Below are 15,204 nucleotides of genomic sequence, written 5' to 3' on the forward strand. Positions count from 1 at the left end.
CCCAAAAAGAAAGGGAGCAAATGCCGCCGCGCGGCAAATGCTCCCTCTCGCTATCGTTGGTTCGGGCTTGCCGTATCAGGTCGGCTTGAGCTCGAAATCCTTGATGTCCGCGGCACGCGCCGACTTGGCTGCCGCGCGGTGATCGGTCGCGATCGCCACATAGACGGCCGGCAGCACGAACAGCGTGAACAGCGTGCCGATCAACATGCCGGCGACCACCACGAGACCGATCGAGAAGCGGCTCGCGGCGCCGGCGCCGTTCGCCGACAGCAGCGGGAACAGGCCGGCGACCATGGCGGCGGTGGTCATCAGGATGGGCCGCAGCCGCACGCGCGCCGCCATCTCGATGGCGGAGCGGCGGTCGAGGCCCTCCTTGAGCTGAAGCTCGTTGGCGAACTCGACCATCAGGATGCCGTGCTTGCTGATCAGCCCCACCAGCGTCAACAATCCCACCTGGGTGTAGATGTTGATGGTGGCGACGCCGAAGAACAGCGGCAGCAACGCACCCGACACGGCCATCGGCACGCTGACCAGGATCACCAGCGGGTCGCGCAGGCTTTCGAACTGCGCCGCCAGCACCAGGAAGATGATGATCAGCGCGAAGCCGAAGGTCACGGCAAGCTGGTTGCCTTCCTTCACGTACTGACGCGAGTCCGCGAGATAGTCGTGATTGTAGCCCGCCGGCAGGTTCTTGGCTTGCTTTTCCAGGAAGTCCACCGCCGAGCCGATGGTGACGCCCGGCATCGGCACGGCCTGGAAGGTCGCCGAGTTGAGCTGGTTGAAGTGGGTCAACGCGTTCGGGTCGGTACCGGTCTCGATCGACACCAGGGTCGACAGCGGAATCTGCTGCCCGTTGGGCGCCGCCACGTAGTAGCCCCCGAGCATCTCCGGCGACAACCGCAGGCCGCGCGGCACCTGGGGAATGACCTGATAGGACCGTCCCTCGAGGTTGAAGCGGTTGATGTAGTTGCCGCCCAGCAGCACGGCGAGCGTATTGCCGATCTGCTGCATCGTGACGCCGAGCTCGTTGGCCTTGGAACGGTCGATCTTCACCCGGACGACCGGCTGGTTGAAGTCAAGGTCGCTGTCGCTGACGATGAACATGCCGCTCTTGCGGGCCGCATCCTTCAGCTTCTGCATCTCCTCATAAACCGCCTTGAAGTCGCGGGTCGAGCTGATCACCATCTGCACCGGCAGACCGCCCGGGCCGCCAGGCAGCGGCGGCAGATTGAAGGCGAACGCCTGCACGCCCTCGATCTTGCTGAGCTCGTTCTGGACGTCCTGTTTCATCGCCGTCGACGAACGCTTGCGCTCGTCCCACGGCTTGAGGATCATGCCCGCGATGCCCTGGCCCGGCGACGGCAGGCCGTTGAGCACGAAGCGCAGATCGGTCTCCGGGAACTTGGCGAACGCCTTGTCGAGCTTGTCACCGTAGTAGTCGACATAATCGATGTTGGCGTATTTCGGCGCCTTGGTCACCGAGAACAGAATGCCCTGGTCCTCCTCGGGCGCGAGCTCCTTGGACGTATTCATGTACATGAAGCCGACAAGGCCGAGGACGGTCACGGCGAACAGCGCCGTGATCGGACGGTAGTCGAGCGAGCGGTCGAGCTGACGGCCGTACCACCGCGTCACCGCACGGAACACGCGGTCCACCGCCTTGGCAAAACGCCCCTGCTCGACATGGGTCAACAGCACGGAGCACATCATCGGCGACAGGGTCAGCGCGATCACGCCGGATACGATGACTGAACCCGCGAGCGTGAAGGCGAACTCCTTGAAGAGCGCGCCGGTGACGCCGCCGAGGAAGCCGATCGGCGCGTACACCGCCGCCAGCGTGATGGTCATCGAGATCACCGGCCCGACAATTTCGCGCGCGCCGATCAACGATGCCTGGACTGGTGATTTGCCTTCCTCGAGATGTCGGTGGATGTTCTCCACCACCACGATGGCGTCGTCGACCACAAGGCCGATCGCCAGCACCATGGCCAGCAGCGTCAGCAGGTTGAAGCTGAAGCCGAGCGCCAGCATGAAGATGCAGACGCCGACCAGCGACAGCGGAATGGTGACCACCGGGATGATCACGGAGCGGAACGAGGCCAGGAACAGGAAGATCACGACGATGACGATTCCCACCGCCTCGATCAGGGTCTTCTGCACCTCGTCGATCGACGACTGGATGAATTTGGTCGAGTCGTAGGCGACCTTCATCTTCAGCGAAGGCGGCAGGTTGCGCTCGATTTCCGGGAACAGGGCCCGCACGCCCTTGACGATGTTGAGCGGGTTGCCCTGCGGCGTCGCGTTGATGCCGATGAAGATGGCATGCTCACCGTCCATCGCAACGCTGGCGTCGGTGGTCTGGGCCGCGAGTTCGACGGTGGCGATATCCTCGATCCGGATCAATGCCCCGTCCTTGACCTTGACGGTCATCCGACGGAACTGGTCGAGGCTGGTCAGGTCGGTGTTGGTCGAGACGTTGGCGACCGTGAAGTAGCCCTTCGACTGTCCGGCGGCGGCCTGGAAGTTGTTGGCCTGGATCGCCGTTGCAACGTCGCTCGCCGACACGCCGCGGCCAGCCATGCGCGCCGGGTCGAGCCAGATGCGCATCGAGAACTGCTGGTTGCCGAGGATCTGCGCTTCGGCGACGCCGTCCACCGTGGACAGGATCGGCTGCACGACGCGCGTCATGTAGTCGGAGATCGCCGATCCCGACAGCTCGTCGCTGGAGAAGCCGATATACATGACCGACGTGGTCTGGCCGGTCGACTTCAGGACGACCGGGTCGTTCGACTCCTTGGGGATCAGGTACTTGACCGAATTGACCTTGGCCAGCACCTCGGTCAGCGCCTGGTTCGGATCGAAGTTGAGCTTTACATACACCGAGATCGTGCTGGTGCCCTGCACCGAGGACGAGGTGATGTAATCGACGCCCTCGGCCGAGGCCACCGCCTGCTCGATCGGCGTGGTGATGAAGCCCTGCATCAGATCCGGCGACGCACCCGGATAGGCCGTCGTCACCGTGATGACGGTGTTCGACAGCTTCGGATACTGACGGATCGGCAGGTTCAGCGCGGCGTTCAGACCGATCAGCAGGATCAGGAGGCTGACGACGACCGAGAGCACCGGCCGTTTGATGAAGATATCAGTGAATACCATTGGTCCGGGCTTTCGATCAGTAGCGCGGCGTCGGGTTCGGATTCGCCGGCAGCGGATCCTTGGAGATCACGACGGGAGCGCCCGACTGTAGCTTGAGCTGGCCGACGGCGACCACGCGGTCGCCGGCCTTCAAACCAGAGAGGATGACAGTGCGGCCATCGACCCGCGTGCCGCTGCGCACGAAGGTGCGCTCGGCCGTGAGACGCGCTTCGCCCTTGTCGTCCTTGGTCTCCTTCACGACGAAGACGGAGTCGCCGTACAGAGTATAGTCGACCGCGGTCTCCGGCACGGTGACGACAGCCGGATCAGGCGGCAGCAGAACCGTGGTGGACGCGAACATGCCCGGCTTCAGGCTGTGATCGGTGTTGTCGAGGGTCGCCTGGATCTTGACGTTGCGGGAGTCGGGGCTGATCTGCGGGTCGATGGTGGTGATCTTGCCCTCGAACACGCGGTTCGGATAGGCGTCGACCTTGACCCGAACTGTCTGGCCGACGGCGAGAATCGCGCGATCCTTTTCCGCCGCAGTGAAGTTCAGGTAGACCTTCGACAGGTCGGTGAGCGAGACGATCTGGTTGCCGGCACTGAGGAACTGGCCGACCTCGACGCGGCGCACGCCGAGGTCGCCGCTGAACGGCGCCTTGACGAGCTTCTGCGAGATGATCGCCTCGGTCTTGGCGATCGCGGCATTGGCCTGATCGAAAGAGGCCTGGTTCTGGTCGACGGTCGCCTGCGGGCCGAACTGGCGGGCGGCCAGCGACTTGGAGCGGTCGAGCGCGAGTGCGGCGGCGGTCGCCTGCGCCTTGTAGCTCGCAAGGTCCGCCTGCTCGGGCTCGTCGAACAATTGCACCAGCGGATCGCCGGCCTTCACCGGGGCGCCCGCCTCGAACATGATCTTGGTGATGCGGCCGGCGACGTCGGTGGTGACGTCGACCTGATGCACCGCCGCGAGATCGCCGATGCCGAACAGCAGGTGCGGAATCACTTCCGACTTCGCTTCGACCACCGAGACGTTCGCCGGCGGCGGCTTCATCGACGCGAAGAACTGCGCGATCATGTGGTTGCGGAAGGTGTTGAAGCCCCACAGGGCCCCCACCAGCAGCACCAGCAGCACGCCGACGATCGCGAACCAGCGCTTCATGCGCACCGGACGCACACGCGGCTTCTCTTCGATCGACTTGGCCGAAATATTAGCCTCGGTGGAGATCGTCATGTCATGCACTCTCTGAAACCAATTGGTTCGTGGCTTGATCGACCGGCAGGGCGCGGTCGAGATAGGTCTGGATTGCGCGCTCTTTAAGGCCCAGGCCGCGCAGGATGAATTCGCAAAGCTGACGCCGCAGGCTATCGGGATCGCCGTACGTCAGGGAGGGGATGGTCGGCATCCGGGTCAGCGCCACCATGTGAATCATCTGGTGAGCGAACCAGAACAGGTTCATCGGCGGGGCGCCGATGGACACCGCATCGCCGGACTGCACTGCGCGATCGAGTGACGCCGTGAAGATCGGAGCGATGATGTCCGAGATCTTCTGATACAACAGCCGGGCGAACTCGCCATCCTCAAGATGGCTGGAAATCAACAGCTTCATCCGCTGTGTGTCTTCTTCGTCCGGATGCTCCACCGCAGCAAGGAAGTGCCGGACCATTTCGCGCACCAGGAAAACGAGCGTCTCGCTCGACGGCGGCAATGCCTGCAGACGTTGCAGCTCGGGGTCGGCCTCACAGGCTTCGTCGAGAATCTCGGCGTAGAGCGCCGACTTGCTCGAGAAGTGCTTGAACAACAACGCCTCGGAGATGCCCGCCGCCGCCGCCACACTCTTGGTGGTCGTGCCGGCAAAGCCATGGCGCGCGAAGCACGCCTTCGCGGCAGCCAGAATCGTTTCCCTGCGGGCTTCACTCGACAATCGGATCGGGGGCATTTGTTGAGTAAGCGCTCACTTAGCGGGAAAGTCAAGCCTATTTCGCAGGTGCGAAGGCCGAAATGCCCGAAAAACGATCAGTTTTCAACCAGGCCCAGAGCGGCAGGAGTCCGGCAACCTGTAAGGATCCCCTCACAGAAATCGGCTTGAGTGACGCCGTCCTTCCCCGGATCAGGATCGGCGATGCCTCCCTCCCAGGGCGCCTTCATCTTTTTTGGCCTCTTCCTCGTGATCGGTTTCGGGATCGGTACGCTGCTCCAGACCGCGGTCGACGACCTGCTCGGCCGCAGCATCACGGTACCGGACCGCATCGCCGGCTCCGCCCTCGGCGTCGTCCGGGTCGGTCTCGTCGCCATCGCCGTCGTGGCGGTGTTCGTCCGCATCGTACCGGCAGACCGCCAGCCGAGCGTGCTCAGCGACTCGCAGTTGCGGCCGATGCTGTCCCGTGCGGCCCAGCGCGGCCTCGGCGCACTGTCGCCGGACGTCGCCGCCACCATCGACCGCTTCAAGCATGAACGGAAGATCTGACGCCCGCGCCGGAATGACCGCCTGACCGCCACACGCGCGCATTTGCCGGGTCTGCCCTGCCCGATCGGACTTTGACGAACCGCGGCGGTGTGCGAGGTAAGGATCGCCTTGCAGGAGATTGTCATCATGGTTGTGCGCGCTGGCCGCGAATTCCTTGCCATCCCCGGTCCGACGACGATGCCGGACGAAGTGCTGCGCGCCATGCACCGCCCGGCCGCCGACATTTATGGCGGCGAGCTCATCGGCATCACCGACAGCCTGCTGGCCGACCTGAGCCGCCTGTTCCGCACGGCCGGCCGCACCTACATCTACATCGCCAACGGCCACGGCGCCTGGGAAGCCGCGCTCACCAACGTGCTGTCGCGCGGCGACAAGATCCTGGTGCTGGAGAGCGGCCGCTTTGCGATCGGTTGGGGCGATGCCGCCGAGAAGCTCGGTGTCGAGGTCGAGGTCCTCAAGGGGACATGGGACCGTGCTGTGCGCCCGCACGAGGTCGAGGAGCGGCTGCGCCGGGACAAGGACGGCCGCATCAAGGCCGTCCTTACCGTGCAGGTCGACACCGCCTCGGGCGTCGTCAACGACATCGCGGCGATCGGGCGCGCCATCAAAGCCGCAGGCCACGATGCGCTCTACATGGTCGATGCCGTCGCCTCGCTCGGCTGCATTCCGTTCGAGATGGACGCCTGGCATGTCGACGTCGCCATGTCCGCCTCGCAGAAGGGCCTGATGACGCCGCCCGGCCTCGGCTTCGTCGCCGTCGGCGCACGCGCCCGCGCCGCCCATCGCACCGCGACCCTGCGCAGTCCCTATTGGGACTGGACGGCGCGCGAGGGCCAGGAGCATTACCAGAAGTATGCCGGCACGCCTCCGGTGCACCTGCTCTATGCGCAGCGCCAGGCGCTGGACATGCTGCTCGCGGAAGGCGCCGAGAACACCTTCACGCGCCATCGCCTGCTGGCCCAGGCCGTGCGCAGCGCGGTCGAGGTGTGGGCCGAGGGCGGCGTGCTCGGCTTCAACATTCTCGATCCCTCCGAGCGAGCGGACACCGTCACCACGATCCGCGTCAACGGTGAGGGCCTCGCCGAACGGCTCAAGGACTACTGCCGCGACAAGTGTGGCGTCGTGCTCGGCAACGGCATCGGCGCGCTGACCGGCCAGGCTTTCCGCATCGCCCATATGGGCCACATCAACGCGCCGATGATCCTCGGCACGCTCGGCGTCGTCGAGGTCGGCCTCAATGCGTTGCGCATCCCCCACGGCCGTGGCGGCGTACAGGCCGCAACCGCCTGGCTCGGCGACAACGTCCCGGCCTGATCGACGACGGCGACCATCGACCGACAACACAGCCATCCGGTTTTGTGCCGCGCGCGCGGTTGCGTCCGCGCGCCACGCTGCCACAATGGCCGCGACGACAAGAAGCCGCTCAAGGAGGAAATTCCGTGTCGGGAGAAACCAGCCATCAATACGTGACCGTGGCGCGCAAGGGCCGCATCACCATCGTGACCATGAACCGTCCCGAGGTGATGAACGCCCTGCACACCGACGCACACAACGAGCTGCACGACGTCTTCAACGCCTTTGCCGCCGATCCCGAGCAATGGGTGGCGATCATCACCGGCGCCGGCGATCGCGCGTTCTCCGCCGGCAACGACCTGAAGTGGCAGGCCGCCGGCGGCAAGCGTGGCTGGAACACCAGCGGCTTTGCCGGCCTGACCTCGCGCTTCGACTGCGACAAGCCGATCATCGCGGCGGTCAACGGCGTCGCCATGGGCGGCGGCTTCGAGACCGCGCTCGCCTGCGACCTGATCATTGCCGCCGAGAATGCCACCTTCGCCCTGCCCGAGCCGCGCGTCGGCCTTGCCGCGCTCGCCGGCGGCCTGCACCGGCTGCCGCGCCAGATCGGCCTCAAGCAGGCCATGGGCATGATCCTGACCGGCCGTCATGTCGGAGCCCGCGAAGGCCTCGAACTCGGCTTCGTCAACGAGGTCGTGCCCAAGGGTGAAGCGCTGCAGGCCGCCGAACGCTGGGCCGAACTGATCTGCCAGAACAGTCCGATGTCGATCCGCGCGTCCAAGCAGACCATCACCCGCGGCATGAAGGTGTCGCTGGAGCAGGCCATCGCCGAGCAGATCGAGTATCCGGCGGTCAAGGCAATGGTCGCGTCGCAGGACTACATCGAAGGCCCGAAGGCGTTCGCCGAAAAGCGTCCGCCGCGCTGGCAGGGGAAGTGAGACAGCGCACTCCCACGTTCTCTGCGTCATCACCGGGCCGGCGCCAACGGGCCCGCGCGCAGCGCGGCCCGATGACAGGCTCCACGCCGCGCCCCGGCAATCCAGCTTCAGGATCCCTCGTGATGTTGTGAGCCAGTTGAAGCTGGATCAAGTTCGGCGATGACGCATTCGGAGCGGCCAACGTCTCACTGAACCGCAGACGGCTTCGCGCAGCTCCTGACCATGGGACGTGAGGAGCCACGCAAGACCACCGCCGCGAGACTACCGCCCGGTGAACTTCGCCGGGCGCTTCTCCAGGAACGCAGTGACGCCTTCCTTGAAGTCCTCGGCGGCGCCGGCCTTCTGCTGGCACTGGCGCTCCAGATCGATCTGCTCTTCGAACGAGTTTTCCGGGCTTTCCCAGTACAGCCGGCGGATCAGTGACAGTGCCACGGTCGGACCGTTGGCGAGCTCGTGCGCAAGCTTGAGCGCCTCGCTCATCAGCACGCCATCGTCATGCACGCGATTGATCAGTCCCCAGGCCAGCGCCGTCTCCGCCGGCAGCCGCTCACCGAGCAGCGACAGCTCGATGGCGCGCGCCTTGCCGATCAGGCGGGGCAGCAGCCAGGTCGAGCCGCAATCGGGCACGAGACCGATGCGGCGGAACGCCTGGAGGAAATACGACGAGCGCGCGGCGAGAATGATGTCGCCCATCAGCGCGAAGCTCATGCCGGCACCGGCGGCCGGACCGTTCACCGCCGTCACCAGCGGACAATGCAACTCGCGCAGGCGACGCAGGAACGGATGGAACGCGGTCTCCAGCGTAACGCCGGCGTTGCGCCGCGAACCCGCCTGCATGTTGCGGCCCTGCAGGTTGGCGCCGGTGCAGAACGCGCGGCCTGCGCCGGTCAGCACGATGCAGCGTACATCGTTGCGCTTCTCGTCGATGACGTCGAGGGCTTCGCCGAGCCCCTGCAGCATGTGGACGGAGACGGCGTTCATCACCTCCTGATGATCGAGGCGAAGGATGGCCACGGCCCCGTCGATCTCCAGCGTTACGTGTTTGAATTGCATGTGCATCCTCATAGGCAGCGCGACATCGTCGCGCGGTTTCCTCGCACGGATATTCGAGCCTCACCGAACGCTTGTCCATGGGCGCAGCAAATCATTGCTGCCATGATGCAGCCCCCCCGTGCCGCGACGCGGAATTCACCGGCGATGTACGTCTCAGAGCAGCGGCACTGGCTTTGTGTTCTGACGCGCTTTCTTCACGCGAACCGCTAACCGCTCTGCTCGAGACACTCTAGATCGGCAGCATGGTGCTGTACTTGAGCTGGCGCAGCGCGAAGTCCGACTGCGCGGATGCCACACGCGGATGCGCCAGCAGCTTGTGCATCAGGAAGTCTTCATATGCGGCGACGTCCTCGGCGCGGATCAGCAGCACGTAGTCGTGCGGGCCGGTGACCGAGAAGCACTCGAGCACATTGGGCTGGTCGGCGATGAAGCGCTCGAACGCCTCGCGCGACTCCGTCGAATGATCGCGCAGGTTGGCGTGCACGAACACGCAGACACCGAGACCAAGGCGCTCCGGATTGAGCAAGGTGACGCGAGAAGTGATCAGCCCCTGCGCCTCGAACTCCTGGATGCGGCGCCAGACCGTCGACTGCGACATCGCCAGGCGCTCGGCGAGATCCTTCAGCGACAATGTGGCATCGCGCTGGATTTCACGAAGCAGACGGCGATCCGGCTCGGACAAGTCCATTGAATAAATCTAGTCCCAAATCGATTGATCGTGAATAGATAATTTCACCCTCGCGCGATACGCGAAATACTTGGAGACAGCCACCGTGCCGGTCCCTAGACTTGCCGGACGTAAAGGGCGCGACGGCGGGAGGACAGCGGCATGAGCGGCAGTGGATCCGTGGTGATGATCACCGGCGCGGCAGGAAATCTCGGCCGCGCGGTCGCGGAGGCCTTCGCCGCGCAAGGCGCGCGCCTGATCCTGGTCGGAGGCCACCGGTCGAGCCTCGCGCACGCCTTTCCCGATGCCCCCGGCGACTGGCAGCTCGTCGACGTCGACCTGACCGACCGGGACGCCACACGGCAGCGCCTCGGCGAGACCATCGCCAACGCCGGCCGTCTCGATGCGCTGTGTGCGATTGCCGGCGGCTTCCACATGGGCGAGGCCGTCCACGAGATGTCCGCCGAAACCTGGAACCAGATGATGGAGGTCAACGTCCAGACCCTGCTGAACACCGTGCAGGCGGCGGTGCCGGCCATGCTCGCTCAGGGGCGCGGGCGCATCGTCACTGTCGGCGCGGCGTCGGCGCGTCAGGGTGTCGCCGCCATGGGCGCCTATACCGCCGCCAAGAGCACCGTGATGCGACTGACCGAGGCGATGGCCGCCGAACTCGGCCCAAAAGGGATCAACGTCAATGGCGTGCTGCCGAGCGTGATCGACACGCCTGAGAACCGCAAGGCGATGCCGAAGGCCGATCCATCGGGGTGGGTCAAGCCGGCGGACCTCGCCGCCGTGATCCGTTTCCTTGGCTCGGACGAGGCCGCCGCGGTCAACGGCGCCCTTATCCCGGTGACAGGCCGGGGCTGACCGCCGGAACAGCCGGGCCGCGCCGTGACCGATAGCCGCCCTGCAGAACTGAGCCTCAACAGCCCGCCTGACCCGTGCTATCCCTCCGTCATGAACGCAACCGCCAAGATCGCCATCCGGCACTCCACCTGCCCGCATGACTGCCCGTCCGCCTGTGGGCTCGACGTCGAGGTGATCGATGGCTCGACCATCGGCCGCGTCCGCGGCTCGAAACGCCAGACCTACACATCCGGCGTGGTCTGCGCCAAGGTCGCGCGCTATGCCGAGCGCATCCATCATCCCGAGCGGCTGATGCACCCGCTGCGCCGCACCGGCCCGAAGGGCTCCGGCCAGTTCGCCCGCATCTCCTGGGACGAGGCGCTCGACGAAATCGCACAGCGCTTCGATGCCGCCGAGCGCGCGTTCGGCGCCGAGTCGGTGTGGCCCTATTACTATGCCGGCACCATGGGCCTGGTGATGCGCGACGGCATCAACCGCCTCGCCCATGTGAAGAAGTATTCGCGCTTCTACTCGACGATCTGCTCGACCATCGCCTGGGCCGGCTATGCCGCCGGCACCGGTCGCGTCTCCGGCGTCGATCCCCGCGAGATGGTGAAGTCGGATCTGATCGTGATCTGGGGCACCAACCCGGTGTCGACCCAGGTCAACGTCATGACCCACGCCTCCCGCGCCCGCAAGGAACGCGGCGCGCAGGTCGCCGTCATCGACGTCTACGACAACGAGACGATGAAGCAGGCCGATATCAAGATCATCGTGCGGCCAGGCACCGACGGCGCCTTCGCCTGTGGCGTGATGCATGTGCTGTTTCGCGACAACCTCGCGGATCGCGCCTATCTCGCCGCCTACACCGACTGCCCGGACGAACTGGAAGCTCATCTCGCCAGCCGAACGCCGGAATGGGCCTCCGCAATCTGTGGCGTGCCGGTCGCCGAGATCGAGGCGTTCGCGCGGCTCATCGGCACGACCCCGCGCACCTTCTTCCGCCTCGGCTACGGCTTCACCCGCAGCCGCAACGGCGCGGCGCAGATGCATGCCGCGCTGTGCGTGCCGGCGGTGACCGGCGCCTGGCAGCACGAAGGCGGCGGCGCGTTCTTCAACAATGGCGCGATCTGGGGCTTCAACACCACGCTGATCGAGGGCAAGGACGCAACCATCGGCCTCACCACCCGCCAGCTCGACCAGTCCAAGATCGGCCGCGTGCTCACCGGCGATGCCGAGGCGCTGGCGCACGGGCCACCGGTCAAGGCGATGCTGATCCAGAGCACCAACCCGGTGACGGTGGCGCCGGAGCAGACCTTGGTGCGGCAGGGATTTGCGCGCGAGGATCTGTTCGTCGCCGTGCACGAGCAGTTCATGACCGAGACGGCGCAGATGGCCGACATCGTCCTGCCGGCGACCATGTTCATGGAGCATGACGACATCTATTACGGCAGCGGCCATCAGTATATCTCGCTGGGCATGAAGCTGATCGATCCGCCCGGCGAGTGCCGCTCCAACCACGAGGTGATCCAGGGTATCGCGCAGCGCGTCGGCGCCGAACACCGCGCCTTCGGCATGACCTCGCGCGCGATCATCGACGAGACGCTGAAGACCAGCGGCCATGGTGAACTCGCCGCGCTCGAGGCCGAGACCTGGCGCGACGTGCAGCCGGATTTCCGCGCCGCGCACTTCCTCGACGGCTTCGGCCATGCCGACGGCAAATTCCATTTCAAGGCCGACTGGGCCAGCGTGAAGGTGCCGCGCAACCGGCCGATGGGCCCGCTCAGCGACATGCCGTCCCTGCCCGACCACTGGGCGATCATCGAGAACGCCGACGAGGCCTATCCCTTCCGCCTCGCCACCAGCCCGGCGCGCAGCTATCTCAACACTAGCTTCACCGAGACGCCGTCGTCGCAGGCGCGCGAGGGTGAGCCGACCGTGATGATTCATCCGGTCGACGCCGACAAGCTCGCCATCGCCGACGGCGAGATGGTGACGCTCGGCAGCCCGCGCGGCGAGACGACGCTCAAGGCGAAGATCTTTGACGGCCTGCGCCCGGGTGTGCTGGTCGCGGAATCGATCCACCCCAACCGCACCCATGCGGGCGGCCGCGGCATCAATACACTGACCAGCGCCGACGCGGTGGCGCCGTTCGGCGGCGCCGCCTTCCACGACAACAAGGTGTGGCTGAAGAAGCTGGTGGCAGCGGCGTCCTGACAAGGACGCCTCTCACCGCTACTCCGCCGTTCTCCCTTTTCCCTCGCGCTGCGGCCGTTCGCTCCGCCGCGCCGTTTCGATGAGACCTGGACCTTCACGATGAGCCGTTTCTGGAGCCCCCTGACGCACGACCTCAAACCCTATGTGCCGGGCGAGCAGCCCCGCATGGCGGGCCTCGTCAAGCTCAACACCAATGAAAGTCCGTTCGGCCCCTCGCCGCGCGCGCTCGACGCCGTCCGCAATGAGGCGAGCGATGCCTTGCGCCTCTATCCGGACCCGCAGGCCCTCGCGCTGCGCACGAAGCTCGCCGCGTATCATGGTGTCGCGCCCGAGCAGGTGTTCGTCGGCAATGGCTCCGACGAGGTGCTGGCGCACACCTTCGCCGCGCTGCTGAAGCATGATGCCCCGCTGCTGTTCCCGGACATCACCTACAGCTTCTACACGGTGTACTGCCGCCTGTTCGGCATCGCCTATGATGCCGTGCCGCTCGACGATGCCATGCGGATCAGCCTCGCCGATTATCGCCGGCCGGCCGGCGCGATCATCATTCCCAACCCCAATGCTCCGACGGGCGTCGCACTGTCGCGGGCGGAGATCGCGACGCTGCTGGCCGATCATCCCGACGCGCCCGTGGTGATCGACGAAGCGTATGTCGATTTCGGCGCCGAGAGCGCGATCCCGCTGGTCGCCTCGCATCCGAACCTGCTGGTCGTCCAGACCATGTCCAAGTCGCGGGCGCTGGCCGGCCTGCGGATCGGCTACGCCATCGGCAATGCCGACCTGATCGAGGCGCTGACGCGGGTGAAGGACAGCTTCAACTCCTATCCGCTCGGCCGCCCCGCCCAGGCCGGTGCCATCGCCTCGCTGGATGACGACTCCTATTTCTGCCACAGCGTGGCGCGCGTGATCGATGGCCGCACGCGAATGAACGAGGGGCTGGCGCGGCTCGGCTTCGACATCCTGCCGTCCGCCGCCAACTTCGTGTTCGCGCGTCACCCTGGCCATGATGGTGCGGCGCTTGCCGCTGCGCTGCGCCAGCGCGCGGTAATCGTCCGCCATTTCGCCGCGCCGCGCATTTCCGACTATCTGCGGATCACGGTCGGCACCGACGAGCAGATCGAACGCCTGCTGGCGGCGCTGGCGGAAATCCTCGGCGGGAAGTCCGCGGCGACCTGATCGCGCAACCGCCGGGCGGACCGCGCGGCGCCCTCCATAACGTCCTTCCGGACGCCACACAGCGGCGATCCGGAATCTCGACGCCTCAACAAGATCAACCGAGATTCCGGGCCCGTCGCTGCGCGACGGCCGGGAATGACGCAGCCCCTTACTTCTTCGCCACCAGCGGGCAGCCGCCTTCGGCGAGCGGCCGGAACGCTTCGGCGGCGGGAATGGTCTGGATCAGCTTGTAGTAGTCCCACGGCCCCTTCGATTCCGCCGGTGTCTTCACCTGGAACAGGTACATGTTGTGGATGTGCCGCCCGTCGGCGCGCACTTCGCCCTCGCCGAACAGAGGATCCTTCGACGGCATCTCCTTCATCTTCGCGACCACGACCTGGCCATCGTTGCTATTGGCCGCGGCAGCCGCACGCAGGTAGTGCAGCGTGCCGGCATAGACACCGGCCTGGTTCGCGGTCGGCCGCTTGCCGTTCATCTGTGCGGCGAAGCGATCAGCGAACTTGCGGGTGCCGTCGTTCATGTCCCAGTAGAAGCCCTCGGTGAGATAGAGCCCCTTGGCGCTGTTGAGGCCAATGGCATTGACGTCGGTGAGCTGCATCAGCAGCGCCGCGAGATACTGGCCGCCCGCGGTGAGTCCGAACTCGTTCGCCTGCTTGACCGAGTTGATGGTATCGCCGACCGCGTTCGCCAGCGCCACGACCTTGGCCTTGCTCGCCTGCGCCTGCAGCAGGAACGAGGAAAAGTCCGAGGTGCCGGTCGGATGCCGCACCGTGCCCAGCACCTTGCCGCCCTCCGCCTTCACCACCGCCGCGGCGTCGCTCTCCAGCGCATGGCCGAAGGCGTAGTCGGCGGTGACGAAGAACCAGCTGTCCTTCTTGGCGCGCAGCAGCGCCAGCGCCGTGCCATGGGCGAGCGCCCAGGTGTCATAGGTCCAGTGCACAGTGTTGGCCGAGCACTTCTCGCCGGTCAGCACCGCCGTGCCCGGCCCCGATGCGACGAACGCCGCCTTGCTGCCGCGCACGGTCTCCTGCACCGCGAGCGCCACCGACGAGAACGGCACGTCGAGAATGGCGTCGACCTTGTCGACGTCGAGCCAGCGGCGGGCCAGCGCGGCGCCGATGTCAGGCTTGTTCTGGTGATCGGCCTGGATGACCTCGACAGTGAGACCCGGCTTCTCGGCCTTGAAATCCTCCACCGCGAGCTTCGCCGCCACCACCGAACCGGGCCCGGTGGAGTCAGCCGCAAAGCCGCTGAGGTCGGTCAGCACGCCGACCTTGAGGATGTTGTTGGAGATTTCGGCTTGCGCCGCGGACGCGGCGAGCAGCATGACGGCGGCGCCCGCGAGCGCACGCTTGATGTGACGGGACATGTCTCCTCCTTCGGTTTTGTGTCGTTGGAATTGTCGTGATCGCGG

General features: G+C 65.8%; 12 protein-coding genes. 6 read left to right on the top strand and 6 right to left on the bottom strand.

Annotated features, from left to right (window positions below; all coding sequences use genetic code 11):
* Window positions 1-75: 75 nt before the first annotated feature.
* From JQ639_RS06630 to JQ639_RS06640, 3 genes are read right to left on the bottom strand one after another with little or no spacing between them, the layout of a single operon-like run.
* Window positions 76-3,156, bottom strand: a complete 3,081-nt coding sequence (locus JQ639_RS06630) for a MexW/MexI family multidrug efflux RND transporter permease subunit (protein WP_211970394.1) — start codon at window positions 3,154-3,156, stop codon at window positions 76-78.
* A 16-nt stretch (window positions 3,157-3,172) separates the two neighbouring features.
* On the bottom strand, window positions 3,173-4,366 hold the full coding sequence (locus JQ639_RS06635) for an efflux RND transporter periplasmic adaptor subunit (RefSeq protein WP_211970395.1): 1,194 nt from the start codon (window positions 4,364-4,366) through the stop codon (window positions 3,173-3,175).
* A 1-nt stretch (window position 4,367) separates the two neighbouring features.
* Window positions 4,368-5,072, bottom strand: a complete 705-nt coding sequence (locus JQ639_RS06640) for a TetR/AcrR family transcriptional regulator (RefSeq protein ID WP_211970396.1) — start codon at window positions 5,070-5,072, stop codon at window positions 4,368-4,370.
* 183 nt (window positions 5,073-5,255) lie between these two features.
* Here JQ639_RS06640 and JQ639_RS06645 point away from each other — a divergent pair, with 183 nt between their 5' ends.
* The 3 genes from JQ639_RS06645 (at window position 5,256) to JQ639_RS06655 (ending at window position 7,831) form a co-directional block, all read left to right on the top strand.
* On the top strand, window positions 5,256-5,600 hold the full coding sequence (locus tag JQ639_RS06645) for a CvpA family protein (protein WP_211970397.1): 345 nt from the start codon (window positions 5,256-5,258) through the stop codon (window positions 5,598-5,600).
* 126 nt (window positions 5,601-5,726) lie between these two features.
* Window positions 5,727-6,914, top strand: a complete 1,188-nt coding sequence (locus JQ639_RS06650) for a pyridoxal-phosphate-dependent aminotransferase family protein (RefSeq protein ID WP_211970398.1) — start codon at window positions 5,727-5,729, stop codon at window positions 6,912-6,914.
* A gap of 125 nt (window positions 6,915-7,039) precedes the next feature.
* Window positions 7,040-7,831: an enoyl-CoA hydratase-related protein gene (locus JQ639_RS06655; RefSeq protein WP_349644751.1), complete on the top strand. Its 792-nt coding sequence runs from the start codon at window positions 7,040-7,042 to the stop codon at window positions 7,829-7,831.
* A 261-nt stretch (window positions 7,832-8,092) separates the two neighbouring features.
* Here JQ639_RS06655 and JQ639_RS06660 read toward each other — a convergent pair whose 3' ends face one another.
* Both JQ639_RS06660 and JQ639_RS06665 read right to left on the bottom strand, forming a co-directional pair.
* The gene (locus JQ639_RS06660; protein WP_211970399.1) at window positions 8,093-8,884 is read right to left on the bottom strand and encodes an enoyl-CoA hydratase/isomerase; all 792 of its coding nucleotides are present in this window, start codon (window positions 8,882-8,884) and stop codon (window positions 8,093-8,095) included.
* A 229-nt stretch (window positions 8,885-9,113) separates the two neighbouring features.
* Window positions 9,114-9,572 (bottom strand): Lrp/AsnC family transcriptional regulator, encoded by a 459-nt coding sequence (locus JQ639_RS06665; protein ID WP_211970400.1) that lies wholly within the window; start codon window positions 9,570-9,572, stop codon window positions 9,114-9,116.
* A gap of 141 nt (window positions 9,573-9,713) precedes the next feature.
* Between JQ639_RS06665 and JQ639_RS06670 the strand changes: the two genes are divergently transcribed.
* The 3 genes from JQ639_RS06670 (at window position 9,714) to hisC (ending at window position 13,790) form a co-directional block, all read left to right on the top strand.
* A complete protein-coding gene (locus JQ639_RS06670; protein ID WP_211970401.1) occupies window positions 9,714-10,418 on the top strand; it encodes an SDR family NAD(P)-dependent oxidoreductase in 705 nt (234 codons plus the stop codon).
* A gap of 90 nt (window positions 10,419-10,508) precedes the next feature.
* Window positions 10,509-12,614 (top strand): molybdopterin oxidoreductase family protein, encoded by a 2,106-nt coding sequence (locus tag JQ639_RS06675; protein WP_211970402.1) that lies wholly within the window; start codon window positions 10,509-10,511, stop codon window positions 12,612-12,614.
* Between the two features lie 99 nt (window positions 12,615-12,713).
* The gene (gene hisC, locus JQ639_RS06680; protein WP_211970403.1) at window positions 12,714-13,790 is read left to right on the top strand and encodes a histidinol-phosphate transaminase; all 1,077 of its coding nucleotides are present in this window, start codon (window positions 12,714-12,716) and stop codon (window positions 13,788-13,790) included.
* A 148-nt stretch (window positions 13,791-13,938) separates the two neighbouring features.
* On the opposite strand, the gene JQ639_RS06685 is transcribed toward hisC, so the two are convergent.
* Window positions 13,939-15,159 carry an ABC transporter substrate-binding protein gene (locus JQ639_RS06685; RefSeq protein ID WP_211970404.1) on the bottom strand — a complete coding sequence of 407 codons (1,221 nt, stop codon included), beginning with the start codon at window positions 15,157-15,159 and terminating at the stop codon, window positions 13,939-13,941.
* Window positions 15,160-15,204 lie beyond the last annotated feature (45 nt).

Source organism: Bradyrhizobium sp. U87765 SZCCT0048, from assembly GCF_018131225.1.
GTDB lineage: Bacteria > Pseudomonadota > Alphaproteobacteria > Rhizobiales > Xanthobacteraceae > Bradyrhizobium_A.